This window comes from Sphingobacterium sp. BIGb0165 (assembly GCF_024810095.1).
GTDB classification, from domain to species: Bacteria; Bacteroidota; Bacteroidia; order Sphingobacteriales; family Sphingobacteriaceae; genus Sphingobacterium; species Sphingobacterium detergens.
In genome coordinates this window covers 644,766-661,851 of record NZ_JANUEB010000003.1, presented here as the reverse complement: position 1 = coordinate 661,851, position 17,086 = coordinate 644,766, and the positions used below count along the sequence as shown (strand labels likewise).

The following is a 17,086-nucleotide window of genomic DNA, read 5'->3' as shown; positions in this document are numbered from 1 at the left end:
AGAATTATTAACCAGACTTACAGAAAAATAATACTGCTGGTAACAAGGGTTTTGCGTCAGGCGGACTGAAGCTCAAAACTGAACAGCAGTTCTTTTAATTGAACATTAGTAATAAAACAAGCTTTTGTGCTTCGATTGTCCCACCATCGCAAAGCCCCCGAAACGTTGTACTTACATACAGACAAACTAATCAGAACAAGATATGACAACAAAAAAAAATCAAAGAAGAATTTCGTAAGAAAATCAAAAGCATAGATAACCTAATTATTGAAGCAATGTTCAGTGACTATTTTCTGTATAAAAATGGAAAAAGAATTGGCGTAATTTTCGATACTGAAAACCTTAAAAAACAGCCACTATGGAAACTCAAGACACCTATATTACAGAGCTAAACGCAATGCTTGAAAAAGCTATCAAAAGAATGAATGAAGAGCATCCAAACTTTATTATTTATACAGCCAGCATTTGGACTGATAAAGATGCAAAAGTGAGTGCCATAAGTTTTGACAGCAAGGAAAATGCATTGCAAAAAATCGAAAAATCAAACGATTGGGACAGGAAAAAATATGAAAAATTTCTTGCCGAAGGAGATTTGGAACAGGCGGAGCTTTTTAAGCCCGAAGAAAGTGATCGGCTTTACAATCCTGCCGATTTTGAATGGGCAAGTTTTGAAGAATGTGAGCACCAAACAGTGCCAATAAAATGGCATCTGGTGCTTAAAAAAATTGGCAAATCTGCATTTGAAAAAATCGTCCAAACGGCAAATGTCGATAAAGAAAAATTTGAATTGGGAATTAACAGCAACAGCGATTGGTACGATAAATCGTGGAGCGTAAATAAATAAACCAAATGGATTATTTAGAACAGGCACAACAGTACATTTCTGGCCAAAAGCACGGCTTCGAATATTTTATGCTTGTGCTGGGGATTTTCTTTACGTGGTCGGCAATTGGTAATTGGAACTGGTTGTACAACCCACCTTACAATTCGGTAACAAACCCCATTGGTTATTGGTTGGGACGCAAAGCATTTAGGGTAACCATTTTTATTTCCGGCATTTTTTTAATAGCCGGTACGGTTTGGCTTTTAATAAGGAGTAAATAATAGTGGTAAATATGAAAAGTAACCTCTCCCCAAAAAACTGGAGCATTTAAAAGTAGAGAATTCGGTGATGAATTACTAATTTTAATAAATTCAGATCGCTCCTGGATTTGTAATCTTCAAACCGCTAATAAGTACATCTTTGCAATCTGTAAAGCCTGCTCCATAATTACCGATATTGGAGATATAACCTCCCTGTACATGAATATTATTGCATAGCGTAAACTGCATTCCGCGAGAGGTATTGACCTTATCAATCTTTAAATTGTTAACTGTAATCCGATTGGAATAGGTAGCCAAAACTCCGGTACTCTGACTATTGCCAATATAAATATCGGACATTGTAATATCATCATGTGAACAGAAAGCTTCTCCCTGTACCCTTACCCCCTCACCATTGACAGTGGTCTGAATTTTATTGATACTGATATTGCGCAACACGAATACTTTCCTATAATTCCCGCACCTTCTTTGGGCGCTGCTGCTTTCCACAAACATTTTTTATCTGAAACAGCATGGGCTTTGATATTGTTATCTCTTAAAGATTTATAAAATGTGGAAAGTTTGACATTCGAAGCTAATCAATAGCACGAATTACAAATACTAAAAAAATATTACTATGTCATTATTTTCAAACGATTTGAGCAAAGAACCTGTATTTGACGGCATTGGCTACGAACCTTCCTTTTTTTCAAGGAAGGCAATGGTTACGACCAAGACAAATTACAGCAAAAAAAAGTACAGTGATGTCAACAAGGACACCCGAAAGAAGATTCTTGTGCTTTGTACAGAAGAGCGCTATATGACAATGAAAAATGGAAAGAAATTTTCAACGGGTAATCATCCGGTCGAAACACTGGTTCCCATTCTTCATTTCGAACAGGCTGGATTTGAGGTTGACTTCTACACCCCCACCGGTGATCCTGTAAAATTTGAAATGTGGGCTATGCCCTATGAAGATGAAAACATCGGTAAAGTCCTCGACAAGTATAATACGCAATTTTCAAACCCGCACAACCTGCGGGATTTTATAGCCGACACGAATAAAGGATATGTCGACTACGTGGCCGTTTTCATCCCAGGCGGGCATGGCGCAATGCTCGGACTACCTGAAAATAATGATGTAAAAGAACTTATCAAATGGGCAGTAGCTGAAGATAAATATCTATTGGCAATCTGCCATGGTCCGGCAGCGCTCTTAAGCGCAGCAAATTGTGGAGACGCTGAGTTTCCCTTCAAGGGGTATAAGATTAATTCGTTTCCTGATGAAATGGATAAGACTTTACCAGAAAGTGGATACCAGCCGGGCGAGATGCCTTGGTTTTATGGCGAAAAACTCAAACAACTTGGGGTTGAAATTTTGAATAAAAAAATTGCCGGCGATTGTCACGTTGACAGAAAATTGATTACTGCTGATAGCCCATTAGCGGCTGATAAATTCGGCAAACTCTGCGCAGATGAACTTCTCGTCTATGAAAAATCAAGAGTGGAAAATGGATAGGCTATTTTTTTCAAATAAAAGGCTCCCTTATTAATCAATAAGGGAGCCTTTTTGGCTAGATGTCCACTATAGCTAAATGACTTTAAATTCCAGCTTCTTTATCGGTAAAAATCTGGACTCCTGCTTTGTCTTCAATTAACTGTAGCGGATATAGTTCAGGATTATATACACCATTAAGAACTTCATTCAAAGCGTTTTTCTTGGATTTACCAAATGTAACAATCAGAATATTTTCAGCTTTATTGATAATAGGTTCAGTCAAAGTAATTCTGAACATTGTCTGTGGCTTTAGATAGTAGGCATCAACCCATTTTTCTTTTTCTTGTAAAATCTTTTCACCTGGAAACAGAGAAGCTGTGTGGCCATCATCTCCCATTCCTAAGAGGACGAAATCAAAAATACCGTCAGCTCCCAAAACATTTCTGATTTGAGTTTCGTATTCTTTAGCGTAATTTTCAGGCTCAATTCCCTCTTTATACATGGGGAAAATCTGATTTTTATTGACTGGAACTTTATTCAAAAGCACTTCCAAAGTCATCTTAAAATTACTTTTCTCATCTTCAAGAGGGACCCATCTTTCATCTACCCAAAAAAAATGGATTTTGTTCCAAATTATTTTATCTGCGTACTCGGGAGTAGCTAACAAGCTAAAAATGGCTTTCGGTGAAGAGCCACCACTCAACGCGACCACAAATTTATCATGCTTCTGGATTGCTTTTTTCGAAAGCTCAACAAATGTATCTGCTGCTTCTTTATATAAAGCATCGAGATTATCAAATATCGTAATATTCATTTTCTTTTCATTAGATTTTAAACCCACTGATGTCCCTGCCTCTCTACCAGTACATCACTTTCATCAGGTCCCCAGTTTCCTGAAGCATAATTTGGGAAAGATGTGTCTTTGGTTTTTTCCCAGGTTTCCTGAATCGTTTTTATCACATCCCAAGCTTCTTCTACCTGATCAGAGCGCATAAACAGTGTAAGGTCTCCCACAAGTGCTTCCAATAAAAGCGTTTCATAAGCTTCGGGCGTATCGGTCTGACAGGCAAAATTATCGAAAATCATTTCCACAGGTTTAAGCTCTAAAGACAAGCCAGGTTTTTTAGACATAAACTGCAATCTGATGTCCATTTGTGGCTGGATATTAATAACCAATCGGTTAGCCGACAGAAGCGAGGTGCTTTCTGAAAACGTAGAATTTGGAAGTGGCTTAAACTGAATCGTTATATAAGAATGCTTTTCTTTCATCTTCTTCCCGGTACGAACATAAAAAGGAACATCCTCCCATCTTTCATTATCCAGATAAAACTTAATAGCGACAAATGTTTCCGTATTGGAATCATGAGCAATTCCCTCTTCTTGGCGATAGCCATTTACTTTTAGCCCATTTACTTTGCCTCGTCCGTACTGTCCTCTTACCGCATAATGATCTACTTTTTCGGGAGAAATCCTACGGATGGATTTTAAAACATCCACTTTACGATCCCTGATCTCACCCGATTCAAGTGACGCCGGAGGTTCCATAGCAACCATACAAAGAATTTGCAAAAGATGGTTCTGAATCATATCGCGCAAAGCTCCTGTCTGCTCATAAAAACTCGCTCTTGTTTCCACTCCTACTTCTTCGGAAACCGTAATCTGCACCGATTCGATATGTCTGTGATTCCAAAGAGGTTCAAAAATTGAATTTCCGAACCTGAACGCCAAAATATTCTGAACGGTTTCTTTACCTAAATAATGATCGATACGATAAATCTGTTCTTCTTGAAAAGTTTGTGAAAGAAGATTATTTAGCTCAATGGCAGATTCTTTATTGTGACCAAAAGGTTTTTCGATAATAATTCGATCTGTTGCAGGATCAGATGCTATTGATGTATTTTTAAGATGATTTGAAATGACCGATACAAAGTTTGGTGCAATCGACAAATAGAAAAGTCTGTTTCCCCTCATTCCATACACTTTATCAAAATTTTCCAGTTTCTGATATAAATTCCGATAAGAGCTTTCTTCATCAAGCTGATGCTGAAAATAGCTGATGTGAGCCTGAAAACCAGCCCAATCTTCCTTGATTACAGGCTTCCTGGAAAAACTCTCCAGATTTTCTTTAATATAAGCCCTGAATTTTTCATCCGTATTTTCGGCTCTTCCTAAAGCTAAAATATTAAACCCTTTTGGCATTCTGCCATCGATATATAAATTGTAGAAGGCAGGAAAAAGCTTCCTTTTTGCCAAATCCCCTGTTGCACCAAAAATAACGATGGTGGTTGGATGCAGGATTGTATTGTCACTCATTGTTAGATTCCGTTATTTGGGTTTTGCCATGACGTATGAAAGACTCCTGCTCTGTCAGTTCTTTGGTAAGTGTGTGCACCAAAATAATCACGCTGAGCCTGAAGCAGGTTTACAGGTAAAGATGCTGTGGTGTAAGCTTCGAAATACCCTAGAGCCGACTGAATTCCCAAGCTTGGAATTCCGTTTGATACAGCAAAAGCAGCTGTTTTTCTTAATGAAGAAATTTTATCTTTTACAATTTCTGAAATTTCCTGATCCAATAAAATATTAGATAAGTTCTCGTCTTTTGAATAAGCCAGATAAAATTTTTCCAATAAAACCGAACGGATGATACATCCACCTCTCCAGATTTTAACAACATCCTTTAACGGAATTTCAAACTGATATTCTTCAGAAGCTTTTACCAATAATGCCAAACCTTGAGCATAACTGATTAAAGTAGATAAATACAAAGCTTCCCCCACTTCTTTGATGAACAATTCTGTATTTTCAGGAGTTTTTACTTCTTCCTTAGCATATAATTGAGAAGCTTTCACGCGCTCATCTTTGTAAGCGGATAAAATTCTTGATGTTACTGCAATATCGATGGTTGGAATAGACACCCCAACTTCCATAGCCTCCTGGGAGGTCCATTTTCCGGTTCCTTTTGCTCCTGCTTTATCTAAAATCTTGTCGACAAGAAAACCGTCTGTTACATCATCTTTTTGCTGGAAAATATCTCTTGTTATTTCGATAAGGAAAGAATTCATCTCGCCTTCATTCCATCTTTTGAAAACTTCATGCAATTGTTCATTGTTAAGATTAGCTCCTTTTCGCAGTAAATCGTATGCTTCACTGATCAATTGCATGATGGCATATTCAATACCGTTGTGAACCATTTTAACATAATTTCCTGCAGCTCCTTTGCCCATATAAGCGGTGCAGGGCTCCCCGTTTACTTTTGCTGAAATGACTTCCAGCATAGGCTTCACCAAATTGAAAACTTCCAAATCTCCACCCGGCATAATACTTGGTCCTCTTCTTGCGCCCTGCTCTCCTCCAGAAACTCCCATTCCCATAAAATGAAGGTTTTTAGAAGCTAAATCAGCTATACGTCTCTCAGTATCTTTGAAATAAGAATTTCCCGCATCAACGACAACATCTTTTGGACTCAGAAGTGGTGTTATGCTTTCAAGAACAGCATCAACCGGTTTGCCTGCAGGAACCATCAAAATAACTTTTCGCGGACTGTCTAAACTCAACACAAATTCCTCTAGAGAAACAGTTCCAACAACCTTTGTACCTGAAGCTACTCCTTTACGAAGTTCTACTACCTTTTCTTCATCTAAATCGAATCCTACGACAGAGAAACCATTATCGGCAATATTGTAAAGCAGATTTCTTCCCATTACACCCAGACCAATGACCCCGTAATTATACTTTTCCATTCTTACTTAAAGTTTATGTTATGCATCAAATTTACTGAAATGCATGCCAGTAAAAAAATTATCTAAAATTTTCTTTCAATTGTGACATTTTTATCATCAACTGGAAAAGGTCATTAATTAATACGTTGATAATGGCACCATTCAAAACATAAACTAATTCAGGTCCAAATTCTGTAATTTTTAATAAGAAATTGGCCGCCCAAATATCGATTAACGCGATAAATCAGTTTCTTGAATCAAATACAACAATCAAACTAATTACAATAGTTTGTTTTGATAATGAAAATTTTCAGCTATCTAAACAATTGCCTTGCCAATAAGCCCATGCTTTTGCCGTCAAAATGAAACCCTCTTAAGCGGTATCGGGGAGATACCGAAAAGTAGGCAGAGTTAACGATTACGGAGATTAGCTAGCGATTATAACTACCATAAGAAACTTAAAATCACCTTAACCGCAACTGATGGCATAACTTTTGAGCTCAAAAAACGAATCTGAAGTTATTAATAAGCCATAAGTTCTACTAAATTTTAAATGCACAAAAAATTGAAGCAATAAAAATATGAAAACATTGCCAAAGATATTCTCGATTAATTTGTTGCTTTTTTTAGGCTGCAACATTGCTTATGCACAAAAAGCTCCTCAATGGGTTCTTCCCACTACGCCTTTTAATGAAGCGGAGACAGCAAGATTGATGGAAAGAGGAAGCGCTACAATAGAAGGCACCGCTACACTTAAGAAAAAGGGGAAAGATAATTTTGGAGTTAAAGGAAGCCAGATCCTACTATTCCCGGTAACACCCTATTTCACCGAGTTTCTGGAGTTAAAGAAAAAATTTAATAGTCGTAAAAAGCAGGCTACAATGAGCCCTGTTGCATTTACTTATCGGATAGAAGGCAGATTTTTGGATGATAAAGGTACTTTTCAGTTTACCAATCTGAAACCTGGGAAATATTATATCATTAGTTGGATTGCATTTGCCAGGCAAAAAACCGTTGCCGTGCAAACAGGAACCAGCACCTCTTATAATGTTTACGGATATGCTTTAGGATCTTCGCCAATTTATGAGGATCATCATTACGACGTTTTTATAGAGAATGAAGTCGGTGGATTTGTTGAAGTCAAAGAAGCTGGCGCAGTTGTAAATGTGATGGTGAGTAATTAAAAATTAGAGAAAATCATGAAAAAACATTGGTATTTATACATGATCATCGTTGGGATGTCGGTATCTTTCACTAGTCTCGCTCAAACTATAAAAATACCCGATCCTAATTTCAAAAAGCAATTGGTGGCTGAGGGTATTGATCTTAATGGAGATCAAGAAATCCAGCTTACTGAAGCACAGAAAGTGACGAGGCTGAGTCTTGATAAAGCAGGTATTAGTTCCTTGGTTGGCATTAAAAATTTCACTAACTTAAAAGAGCTGAGCTTTTGGAACAATCAGGTAAAAGTATTGGACTTAGAAGGCTTGAAAAATCTGGAAGAGATATTTGGATACGATAACCAGATCCAAAGCATCAACCTTAAGGGACTGACAAACCTCCGGACTTTACACATTCACCAGAATAAAATTAGTACCATAGATTTAACAGGACTGCAAAAGCTTGAAGAGATAAAAATGCTACAGAATGCTGTCAGCAAAGTCAACATTTCCAATCTTCCAAATCTTATACATATCGAATTTCAGAAAAACATGCTCACAGAGTTTAATGTAACTGGGTGCCCTGCAGTAAAGCTGATCAGGTTAGACGAGAATCAATTGTCGAAATTGGATTTTAGTAAATTTACTCATCTTGAAGAACTGTCTCTGAGGGATAATCCGCTGGATGATCTTAATGTGTATGGATTAAGAGAACTTAAACAGTTAGATTGCTCTTACACTCACCTATCAAATGTTAATATGAGCGGAACTGTGAGTTTAGAAAAAATGGAGTGGTAAATCTTTTTCAATAGTTTCCAGAAAATTTCAACGAAAAGTTTACGCACTTTGGGTATAAAGAACATCCTGGAGATCTATTCCGTAGTACAGGGATTGTACCCTCCCCCATCCTTATAACGACCAAGTGGATTTCTGGATTTGGTTTCATCCTTGTTTTTAGATAAATCAGGATATAGCCGACCTCAATGATCTCTACAAGTACCTAAATGGTGGGTGGTTTAACGACGACAGCATGGGAACTGATGAGTATATACATTATAGTTCGATGCCGAAAGAACAAATCAAAGCTGAAATAAATGAACTTGAAAAAATCATCTATCAGGATAGTTTGGATAAGCGGAATTTTTAAACAAAATAAATATAATTGTTAAGAGCCTTCTTTTTAATAAAGAAAGCATTCTGCTTTCTTTATATTTGGTGTAAATCAGCAATATGACTAATGAATTATTTGAATTTGAAATTTTAAAAGCTAGCAGAACTAGGTTATTACAATTAATAGAAACTGTTGATAACAAAGTATTATTTAAAATTCCAGAAAACTTTAACAATAATATAGTTTGGCAAATTGGTCACTGTATCACATCTCAACAGCGGCATATGTATATGCGTAGTGGATTACCAATGCATATATCGCAGGAATTTATGGAAATGTTCAAAATTGGAACTTCACCACATACTTGGAAAAGTATTCCAGACATTGATGAAATAAAACATTTATTACTTTATACAGTAAATCAACTTGGTAAAGATCTAGAATCGGGTATATTTGTTAAATACCAGCCCTTTAGCTTACCGATTGGCATTTTTATAAATAATCACATTCAAGCACTTCAAGCCGCTAACTTTCACGAAGCCGAACACAGTGGAATAATATTAAGCTACTTAAAACTTCTTAGTAAATAAGATATATTTATGTCATATCTATTTTAATTATTTAGAATTTATCTGAAAATAAAATACACTCTTACAAAAAGAGCAAACACCAAAACTAAAGGTATTAACAAATACCAGTTTGGAGATTGGGCCTCAAAATCTGATTCATTTTTGTACGTTTTTATTTTTACCTTTTCTCCTAATTGATGGTTCTTATTTTTATAATTTCCTTCGGTAACAAGTGCAAATTTTCCATTTGATTGTTTTATGCCGTATTGAAATTCGTATTTGTAATATCCTCGGTGAATACTATCTATTCTTACAATTTCGCCATTTGACGATTCTCCAAAATAATTAATTAAATATGATTTTTGGGTAAGAAAAAGGATAATTCCTATAAATAAAACAATGGTAACCGCTAAAACAGAAATTGCTGCGCAACCATCGGAAGGGTGAGATTTTGACATATTTATATGTAGAGGTAAAATAGTTTAAAGACAGGCAGCTCACGAAAAGAACTTTTGGTGACTTGTTCAAAGGTATTGTACAGTATAGGGCTAACTTCGGATTTAATCAGTAAACTCTTTCTTGTTCTTTCGGATGTAGTCAACCTGAATTTTTTGCAAGTTTTTAGCCTCATTAAGTTTGTAGAATTCCTCGTCAAATTTGTTCAACGGATTGTTCTCATAGGATTTACTAAAACCTTCTATCGTGCCATCCTGATCTTCAGTTATTTTCGATTTCTCTTTTTCAAACGTGCTGTTTGCTCGCTCGGTCAGATCAGCAAATTTAGTAGCGCCGACCAATTTCAACGCTTCTGGCAACGCGGTAGCAAATTGACCACTTGAATTGAAATAAAATTGATTATAACCACCATTATTTACTTCTGCTTGTAATTGACTGATCATATAAATTGCTTGTCTAGATTTGTTCCAAGACAAGACGATTTCATATTCTTTGTCATATGCCGCCGATAACTTACGAAAGAGATTATCATAAACGACTTCTAATAACATGTCATCTGAAGTCGTATCAATAATTTGTTCGGTTAATGAAGTCTCGATTGATGGCTTACCATTGTGTTGCTTAGTACGTTTAGAACAGCCAAACAAATTTAAAATCATTATTATTATAATTCCAATGGTAATAATTTGTGTTCTCATTGATTTTATCATCTTTAAACCTTTTTAGTACTCAAATATATACATTGATTTGCCATATTCTTTTGTTTTTATGTATATAGCAAAAGTATGGCTGCTCTGGAGGCTATCCGAGGAAAACAAGGTGTATGTAAGCGGTATATGGGAGATACCGAAAAGTATAAAGTTAGGTCGATTTTTGCACGATTATTATGCTCTTTATATGTAGTTTTCGTCTATAATATGTGGCATTGGGTTTGAATGAAGTCCTTTTTTATATCTGAAAAATTTTCATATTATCCTGACCTCACTGTAAAATAGTATTTGCCTAGCATTTAGCATAAAAAAAGCCGTAGGATTCTACAGCTTTTCTGTTTTTAGCAAGTTGCACTATTTCACCACGCGAACTGTTTTCGCAGTGGATTGCTTATTGAAAATGTCTGTAATGGTCAGACGAACATTGTAATTACCTGTGGCTAAGCTGTTGTTCAACGTATCGGCGCGTTTCTCCGGCCTAATCAATTCTTTATTTGCTAGTACCGCCCCATTGGGATCGAGTAGTTCAATTTTATAGCTTAACTGTGGCGAACCGGTATCACTAACCGCCCAGGATACAATGACTTTATTACTTTGATATTTTGCGGATTCATTGCTGCTGCTAAGTGTCGTTAACGTTGGAGTAGACCCTTGATTGGCTTGCTCCGGCAAATCTAAAGTACGGCCTGTTCCAAAGGCGGCATCTGGTGTTACGGAACCACCATGCTCCATAAAATGTGCATTCTCTGTAGCATCATATCCGGCATTAAAGGCACGGTCGAAATAACCATTACGACCGGCGTCATTGGCATTCGCTGAAAAATATCGACTCGTAGATTTCTCCCAAACGTTGTCTACACCCAAGTTCCAACAATCTTTAAAGAATGCTTTGCGATGAAATCTACCATCCCATGAAGGATTATCACCTACCCAGTTTTCAAGAAACGCGCCATTACCAACACCCAAGAATCCCGATTCTGCTTGCCGTCCAATCGTAGAAGTATGAAACCACTTGCCTGTCGCTTCATTACGGATGAAGTTGGCAATGTAAATTTTTCCATTCTCCTTCCATGACCGTAGAACCACGTTATACCAGGTGTTTAATTCCCATCCGTAAGGGTTTACGGTTTTCTGTCCATCTCCTTCTCCACCAAAGCGGCTCGCCACTGTTGTTGGTGCCTTGTAAGAATAAAAAGCATAGTTAGCAGCACTGGTATTGAGATCCCATAATGATGCGATCAAGGTATAAGGTGTGGGTGTATTCTGATCGGGCGTATCTTGCAATCCAGCATACCCACCATGATAATTGTGTACGGAAAAGTATTCGGTCTTGGCGGTATTGGTAATTTTAATCTTATGCATCTTCAAGACAGCGTCATTCTTAAACCTATAAACCAGGTGTTGCGATGGTGCTGCATTACTTCCCGACAGGCTCAAATTGGGCAAGTCTTTGCTGCTTTGTGCTTGTGCGCTGTATTCCTTCAGTTTTAAATCGGGCCTGGTACTTTTAGAACAGGAACTGCTTAATAGGACACTCAATAAGATCGCACATCGCGTGGCTTTTATCATAATTACAAGTTTTAGTAAAAATTAGTTAACTAGTCTGACTGCTGTTAAAAAAGCATCATTACAATAAATTATTTATAAAATTTGGGATTATAAAATTTCGCTTAAACGAAATCGATTGCGTAATATTATGTGTAACAGTATAGTGCGATACCCAAAGATCCGATCAAGGATAAAATTATAGCAAGTTATTTTAATAAATTTTATGACCACATCAACCATTCGCAAAATGCGATAAGTAAATAAAATTATATCCTTTAATCACCAGTGATAGAATTGAAATGATTAATTTTAGTCAATGGATATGATGAATTGTAAATCACTAGAAATATAGTATGAAAAAAATATTTTTTGCTTCTGTCATGGCGTTATCTCTTCTCTCTTGCAGAGAAAATAAAGCTGATAATACCCCTGCAGACAACGTAATAGATAATGCAGGCTCGTCAGTTTCCAGTTCCCTTAAAAGTTATCGGGGCGACGAAGTGACCGTAGACTGTATCTATTTTGAATTGATTAAAAATGATAAAAATCTAACGGCGCTCAATACCAAAATAGTAAACACCTTTGAGGAAACCGAAAAAACTTTAGCCGTCTACAGAAATATACTTAACACCTCTATCTCTTATTATCAGGATGCTCATCTTCAGACAAAATCTATCACAGATTCATTAGTCAGGCAACAGGTAGAAAAGGAAATTACCGCCAGTTCTGACCAGTATGATCTTAAAGTAAAAAATATAAAGGAACGGATGGATCTGATCAACAAAAATAGTGAGACCTTGACAAGCCTCTATACCGCTTTTAAAATCAGAAAAACGCTCCCTGAAATTGAAAAGTACCAAAATGCACATCCTTTACAAAAAGATAGCCTGGATCATTTCATTAATAAACAGAACAGCCTTCTGGAGGAATTAAAAAAATTAAAATAATACACTCATGATCTATACAACGAAATGGCTGACGGATAAAACACGTGTTGAAGAACTTGTAGATTTTTTTATCGCCCACAAAACAGATTCTTATATCTCACACAGTGAAATCATGTATGGCAGAGCCGTCGATTCCCAGCATTGGAATCCTGATCTCAGAGCTGTATTTACAGAACAGCTTATAAACGATTATGATTATAACGGGACTTCCCAACTTAAGATTCTGATTGTAGAAAACGACCTCGGAAAAATCGTGGGAATGCTTGTTCTTACTGTGATCAGCAGCCCTTTTAAAAAATATGCAGTGTTAGAAGACATGCTTTTGGACGGATCTGTCAGAGGCCAGTCTCTTGGAAGTAAACTGTTGGAAGGCGTTATACAGGAATCCAAAAACTGGAATGTTAGTTTTATTATGCTGGAAAGTGGCGTGAATAATCATGGTGCGCATCATTTTTTCAGTAAGTATGGTTTTGAAAAAGTATCCGAAAGTTATATGTTAACATTATAAAAGATGATTATACCAATGAAATTCTCCTAAAATTACTAGCAATTATAACAAATTATCATGCTCCATCAGATAAAACAGAGTTTCTCTTACTTCTTGTTATGCATCTTTATTAAAGCTCGCTACATTTAGCCACAAATTGCTCAAACTTCCGATCTATATTGCGCATAACCGGTCCGTGACCGAAACAGATAATGGCAGGATTCAGTTTTGCCAGCTTCTGGAGCGATTTGATGTTGCGCTGCTGATCTGTGGTGAATAGATTTGGCGGAAGCCGTAGACCTTTCGTAGTTGTGAGCAAATTCATATTTGTCGCTACATCTCCAAGGATAAGTACACCATCTCGCTCACGGAATAAGGAGATGTGACCTGCCGAATGTCCGGGTGTCTCAATGACCTGAAAGTTTCCAATCTTATCGTTCTCAACAATTGTCCGTTGAACTCGATGTCCCTGACCTGCCCAATACTTTTGTTGAAGCCTTGCTATCCAATGTTGTGGCCTTGGATAATCCTTGGTTACCATACCCGTTTCGGTCCTAAAAACTTCATCAGGATGGCAGAGCAAGGGTATGGAGAACTCTTTGCAGATCTGATCGCTACAACCCTGGTGATCCGCATGCGCATGCGTAAGAATATGTTGGTAAACGGGTATTTCCTCCAGGACTTTCTTGACAGTGGTATATGAACTCCGTATTCCGGAGTCTATCAATACACCTTCGATAATATAGCAGTTAATACTGTTTCGTGGCATCAATGGAATCTGAACCACCTCGGGAGCAATGTGACGTAACATATTTTTTTGTTCAAATCTACATCGCTGATCCGGACTGCATAAGGACATTTGTCCTATAATTCCTTGGGTCGATGCAATTGTCCCTTGGCCCGAGTAAGCGACCGTTGCGTGATGCTCAGGTACGATGCCAGATCTTGTGTCGCTATACGCCGCACGAGCATCGGTTCGTTCATCAAGACATGACGATATTTATCCACAGCCGATTTATTATTGTAATTCAGCAGGTAGAGCTCCTTTTGGCTATACTCCCGCTCCATCACCGATTTTATAATACCGTTCCAGCTGCTAACCTCCCCAAGCAGATGCAGATAGTCTGGATAGCTTATTCCGTAAATTATGCTATCTTCTATTGCCCTGATACTCCTTCTGGATTTTTCCTGCGCCACAAATTCCGGAAACGAGGTGGCAAATTCATTTTCAAACTTGAAGCAGGTTATATTTTCTTTTCCTTCTTTGTCGATAGCGTATGCCTTTATGGCACCCCTAGCAATAAATCCAATATAACGGCAAGTATCACCCTCACGAATAAAAAAATCACCCTTCTTCAAGCTGATCGGCTTGAAGAAATTCGCAGAAAAGTTAACCTCCTCGGCTGAGAGTGCTCCTGTTAAGGACAGGTAATTTTTGAATATATCAGACATTGGTCAATTTTTTCTTTCTTTTATTTTCATCTTGAATCTCTGATTGGGATTTCCCTGTATTTAATTTGAGATAACCAATTACGGTATTATTATCTACAGCAAAGTAGAATTCTGACCCTGAGTTATTTAGCTCTTTGATCAGCTTTATTTCTGAAAAGCTCTCAGAAAGATAACTTGCCATATTCTCCTCATTGTTGCTTTCGGAAAAGGTTTCCAAAAATGTCTCTCTCCCAATCTTCTGAAGCTCCGCAATATCATCAACAGTTACTCTTTTAATTTCAATATTCCCATTTTCAAGTAATTAAAATATTTAGATAGTTAGGTTCTTATCTTAAGCGGCGCACCTAAATAACCTCCGTTAAGTGTTGCAAAATTAAAGGAAGTTTTAACGAAAAAAAAATGCTATTTTCTCATCGACTAATTCGTGTGCATTCCATTCTTTACCCAACCTGATTTCGTACAGAATTCTTCTGCTCTTGTATTTTGAGCCGTTCTAAGCCATCATTTTCTTGAAACAATTCTTATTTCAAGAAAATGAATCATACTACTTTATCTTACTAGTATCCAGGGGCCATTCATCAGTCCTGAACGGAGCCATTGGCAGTCCTTTTTTGCTAAAAATATTACCGATCCCGGTATTACTAAATTGATATCGAACAGCGACCGGATTTTTTACTTCCTTATTTGAAACGATCATCTGTTTGCCCCTGATTTCCACAGCGGCAGGATAAAATATCTTGTCCGCGCCAGCAATAAAAGTTTCCTTAACTTTCTTTCCTTTTAACATTAACCCCTCATCGGCATTATAAAAATCAAGTACAACTTGATTTCCCCGCACATCAAAAGACTTGATCAGTGGACTTTTATAACTCCCTATGTTTAAACCATAGGTTTCAGCAAGAGCATAATTTGCAAGACGTAAACCCACATCTTTCTTATTAGTAGGATGAATGTTTAACGTATCATTTACCAAATCCGAGACGACGACCATTCCAGTTTTTTCTGTGGCCAGATTCTTAGTTTGAGCTTCTCTAAGCAATGCCCCTACATTATAGTTGCGATACCTGTTGGGTGCAATCTGTACATAATAAAACGGAAAGTTTTTGTTCCATGCTCTACGCCATGAACCTATCATGATATCCATTAATTGCGTATAACTTGAAGCCGTTTCAACGTTGCTCTCCCCTTGATACCAGATGACACCCGCCACATTAAAATTAATCAAAGGTGCGATCATCGCATTATAAGCGTACCCCGGAGCAATAGGCCATCCAGATGAGGGCTTCTTTCTCTCCGCGGCATCTTTTAAAATTGTGTTGCTCTCAATCAGTTCGCTGGGGGTCCAAACTTCTGCTGGTGTGCCACCCCAGTTGCTGCTAATCAATCCAATGGGTACATTCAACTCGCTGTTGAGTACCTTCCCGAAATAATAGGCAACTGCACTGAAATTTTTAAGCGTGTTGCTGTCGCAGACCATCCAGTTTCCCTCATTATTATCTTGAGGAGTTTTCGAGGTAGCTTTAGCAACTTGAAAAAGTTTTATATTAAATTTATCGAGCGGTGAAAATTCATCCTTGATAGAGGTAATTCCATTATAATAGTTCCATTCCATATTGGACTGCCCACTACAGACCCAAACTTCACCGATAAATACATTTTCGAGGACAATTTTATTTTCAGCCTCAAATACAATGGTGTAGGGTCCCCCAGCTTTCGGAGTTTGAACCGGAATTTGCCAATTGGCATTTCCATCTGCTGTTACCTCAACGGTCTTATTGTTCCAAGAGGTCGTAATTTTTATCTTCTCTCGCGGCTTGCCCCAGCCCCACAACGCTGTGGTAGACTGTTGCTGTAGAACCATATTGCTCGCCAGGATACTTGGCAAACGGACGTTCGCACGTGATGAAAATACAAAAAAACACAACACTAAAAAGAAAAGAGGTTTGTTCATATTGATTGAATTTATAATTTAAGTTACCCGTAAATATCTCACAAAATTTTGATATTGTTAAGGGGCAAGCTGCAAGAGAAACTCTGACCTATGTACACGACTATGTCTTAATAATGTATAAACAATTATGCATAGAAAGAAACTCATCGACCAACAAAGTACATTTGGCATGAACACCTTACCCAAATCATGAGGTAAGTATCCTACATTTCCTAGGACATACGGCTAACAAACTCATGTAAAAATCCTAGTGATGAAATTGTATTTGCGCTATTATAAAACAGTCGGGACTATACATTTTTATCGCAGGACATTCAATTTGGACAGATATTTAATTTGATTTAAGATCAACATACCTGCAATATAAAATAATTTACGTAATATTGATCCCGAAA

Annotated in this window: 19 protein-coding genes; 8 read left to right on the top strand and 11 right to left on the bottom strand. The window is 37.3% G+C overall.

Annotated features, from left to right (window positions below; translation table 11 throughout):
- Positions 1 to 358: 358 nt before the first annotated feature.
- Positions 359 to 844: a hypothetical protein gene (locus M2408_RS09315; protein WP_259181122.1), complete on the top strand. Its 486-nt coding sequence runs from the start codon at positions 359 to 361 to the stop codon at positions 842 to 844.
- A gap of 5 nt (positions 845 to 849) precedes the next feature.
- Positions 850 to 1,104, top strand: a complete 255-nt coding sequence (locus tag M2408_RS09310; protein ID WP_259181119.1) for a hypothetical protein — start codon at positions 850 to 852, stop codon at positions 1,102 to 1,104.
- A 90-nt stretch (positions 1,105 to 1,194) separates the two neighbouring features.
- Here the strand turns inward: M2408_RS09310 and M2408_RS09305 are convergent, their stop codons facing one another.
- A complete protein-coding gene (locus M2408_RS09305) occupies positions 1,195 to 1,599 on the bottom strand; it encodes a right-handed parallel beta-helix repeat-containing protein (RefSeq protein ID WP_259181117.1) in 405 nt (134 codons plus the stop codon).
- A gap of 121 nt (positions 1,600 to 1,720) precedes the next feature.
- Here M2408_RS09305 and M2408_RS09300 point away from each other — a divergent pair, with 121 nt between their 5' ends.
- Positions 1,721 to 2,602 (top strand): DJ-1/PfpI family protein, encoded by an 882-nt coding sequence (locus tag M2408_RS09300; RefSeq protein WP_259181115.1) that lies wholly within the window; start codon positions 1,721 to 1,723, stop codon positions 2,600 to 2,602.
- Positions 2,603 to 2,684: 82 nt separating this feature from the next.
- On the opposite strand, the gene pgl is transcribed toward M2408_RS09300, so the two are convergent.
- From pgl to gndA, 3 genes are read right to left on the bottom strand one after another with little or no spacing between them, the layout of a single operon-like run.
- Complete coding sequence (gene pgl, locus M2408_RS09295) at positions 2,685 to 3,395, bottom strand: 6-phosphogluconolactonase (protein ID WP_259181114.1); 711 nt, start codon at positions 3,393 to 3,395, stop codon at positions 2,685 to 2,687.
- Positions 3,396 to 3,412: 17 nt separating this feature from the next.
- Positions 3,413 to 4,894 carry a glucose-6-phosphate dehydrogenase gene (gene zwf / locus M2408_RS09290; RefSeq protein ID WP_259181112.1) on the bottom strand — a complete coding sequence of 494 codons (1,482 nt, stop codon included), beginning with the start codon at positions 4,892 to 4,894 and terminating at the stop codon, positions 3,413 to 3,415.
- Positions 4,895 to 4,896: 2 nt separating this feature from the next.
- Entirely contained in the window at positions 4,897 to 6,321 is a 1,425-nt protein-coding gene (gene gndA / locus M2408_RS09285; protein WP_259181111.1) for an NADP-dependent phosphogluconate dehydrogenase, read from the bottom strand.
- 560 nt (positions 6,322 to 6,881) lie between these two features.
- Between gndA and M2408_RS09280 the strand changes: the two genes are divergently transcribed.
- The 3 genes from M2408_RS09280 to M2408_RS09270 all read left to right on the top strand — a co-directional run bounded on the left by M2408_RS09280 (position 6,882) and on the right by M2408_RS09270 (position 9,161).
- Positions 6,882 to 7,484 carry a carboxypeptidase-like regulatory domain-containing protein gene (locus tag M2408_RS09280; RefSeq protein ID WP_259181109.1) on the top strand — a complete coding sequence of 201 codons (603 nt, stop codon included), beginning with the start codon at positions 6,882 to 6,884 and terminating at the stop codon, positions 7,482 to 7,484.
- A gap of 15 nt (positions 7,485 to 7,499) precedes the next feature.
- Positions 7,500 to 8,258 (top strand): leucine-rich repeat domain-containing protein, encoded by a 759-nt coding sequence (locus tag M2408_RS09275; protein ID WP_259181107.1) that lies wholly within the window; start codon positions 7,500 to 7,502, stop codon positions 8,256 to 8,258.
- 432 nt (positions 8,259 to 8,690) lie between these two features.
- Positions 8,691 to 9,161 carry a DinB family protein gene (locus tag M2408_RS09270; protein WP_259181105.1) on the top strand — a complete coding sequence of 157 codons (471 nt, stop codon included), beginning with the start codon at positions 8,691 to 8,693 and terminating at the stop codon, positions 9,159 to 9,161.
- Between the two features lie 38 nt (positions 9,162 to 9,199).
- On the opposite strand, the gene M2408_RS09265 is transcribed toward M2408_RS09270, so the two are convergent.
- From M2408_RS09265 to M2408_RS09255, 3 genes are all read right to left on the bottom strand, one after another.
- Positions 9,200 to 9,598, bottom strand: a complete 399-nt coding sequence (locus M2408_RS09265; RefSeq protein ID WP_259181104.1) for a hypothetical protein — start codon at positions 9,596 to 9,598, stop codon at positions 9,200 to 9,202.
- A gap of 102 nt (positions 9,599 to 9,700) precedes the next feature.
- On the bottom strand, positions 9,701 to 10,294 hold the full coding sequence (locus M2408_RS09260) for a DMP19 family protein (protein WP_259181103.1): 594 nt from the start codon (positions 10,292 to 10,294) through the stop codon (positions 9,701 to 9,703).
- Between the two features lie 366 nt (positions 10,295 to 10,660).
- Entirely contained in the window at positions 10,661 to 11,875 is a 1,215-nt protein-coding gene (locus M2408_RS09255) for a DUF3472 domain-containing protein (protein ID WP_259181101.1), read from the bottom strand.
- Between the two features lie 332 nt (positions 11,876 to 12,207).
- On the opposite strand from M2408_RS09255, the gene M2408_RS09250 reads away from it, so the two are divergent.
- Entirely contained in the window at positions 12,208 to 12,801 is a 594-nt protein-coding gene (locus M2408_RS09250) for a hypothetical protein (RefSeq protein WP_259181099.1), read from the top strand.
- Positions 12,802 to 12,808: 7 nt separating this feature from the next.
- Positions 12,809 to 13,309 (top strand): GNAT family N-acetyltransferase, encoded by a 501-nt coding sequence (locus tag M2408_RS09245; protein WP_259181097.1) that lies wholly within the window; start codon positions 12,809 to 12,811, stop codon positions 13,307 to 13,309.
- A gap of 109 nt (positions 13,310 to 13,418) precedes the next feature.
- On the opposite strand, the gene M2408_RS09240 is transcribed toward M2408_RS09245, so the two are convergent.
- The 4 genes from M2408_RS09240 to M2408_RS09225 all read right to left on the bottom strand — a co-directional run bounded on the left by M2408_RS09240 (position 13,419) and on the right by M2408_RS09225 (position 16,691).
- Entirely contained in the window at positions 13,419 to 14,099 is a 681-nt protein-coding gene (locus M2408_RS09240) for an MBL fold metallo-hydrolase (protein ID WP_259181096.1), read from the bottom strand.
- A 53-nt stretch (positions 14,100 to 14,152) separates the two neighbouring features.
- Positions 14,153 to 14,740 carry a Crp/Fnr family transcriptional regulator gene (locus tag M2408_RS09235; protein ID WP_259181095.1) on the bottom strand — a complete coding sequence of 196 codons (588 nt, stop codon included), beginning with the start codon at positions 14,738 to 14,740 and terminating at the stop codon, positions 14,153 to 14,155.
- Positions 14,733 to 14,921 (bottom strand): hypothetical protein, encoded by a 189-nt coding sequence (locus tag M2408_RS09230; RefSeq protein ID WP_259181093.1) that lies wholly within the window; start codon positions 14,919 to 14,921, stop codon positions 14,733 to 14,735. The genes M2408_RS09235 and M2408_RS09230 overlap by 8 nt, the downstream gene beginning before the upstream one ends.
- A gap of 363 nt (positions 14,922 to 15,284) precedes the next feature.
- Positions 15,285 to 16,691, bottom strand: coding sequence for a sialate O-acetylesterase (locus M2408_RS09225; RefSeq protein ID WP_259181091.1), 1,407 nt, complete (start codon positions 16,689 to 16,691; stop codon positions 15,285 to 15,287).
- Positions 16,692 to 17,086: the final 395 nt, after the last annotated feature.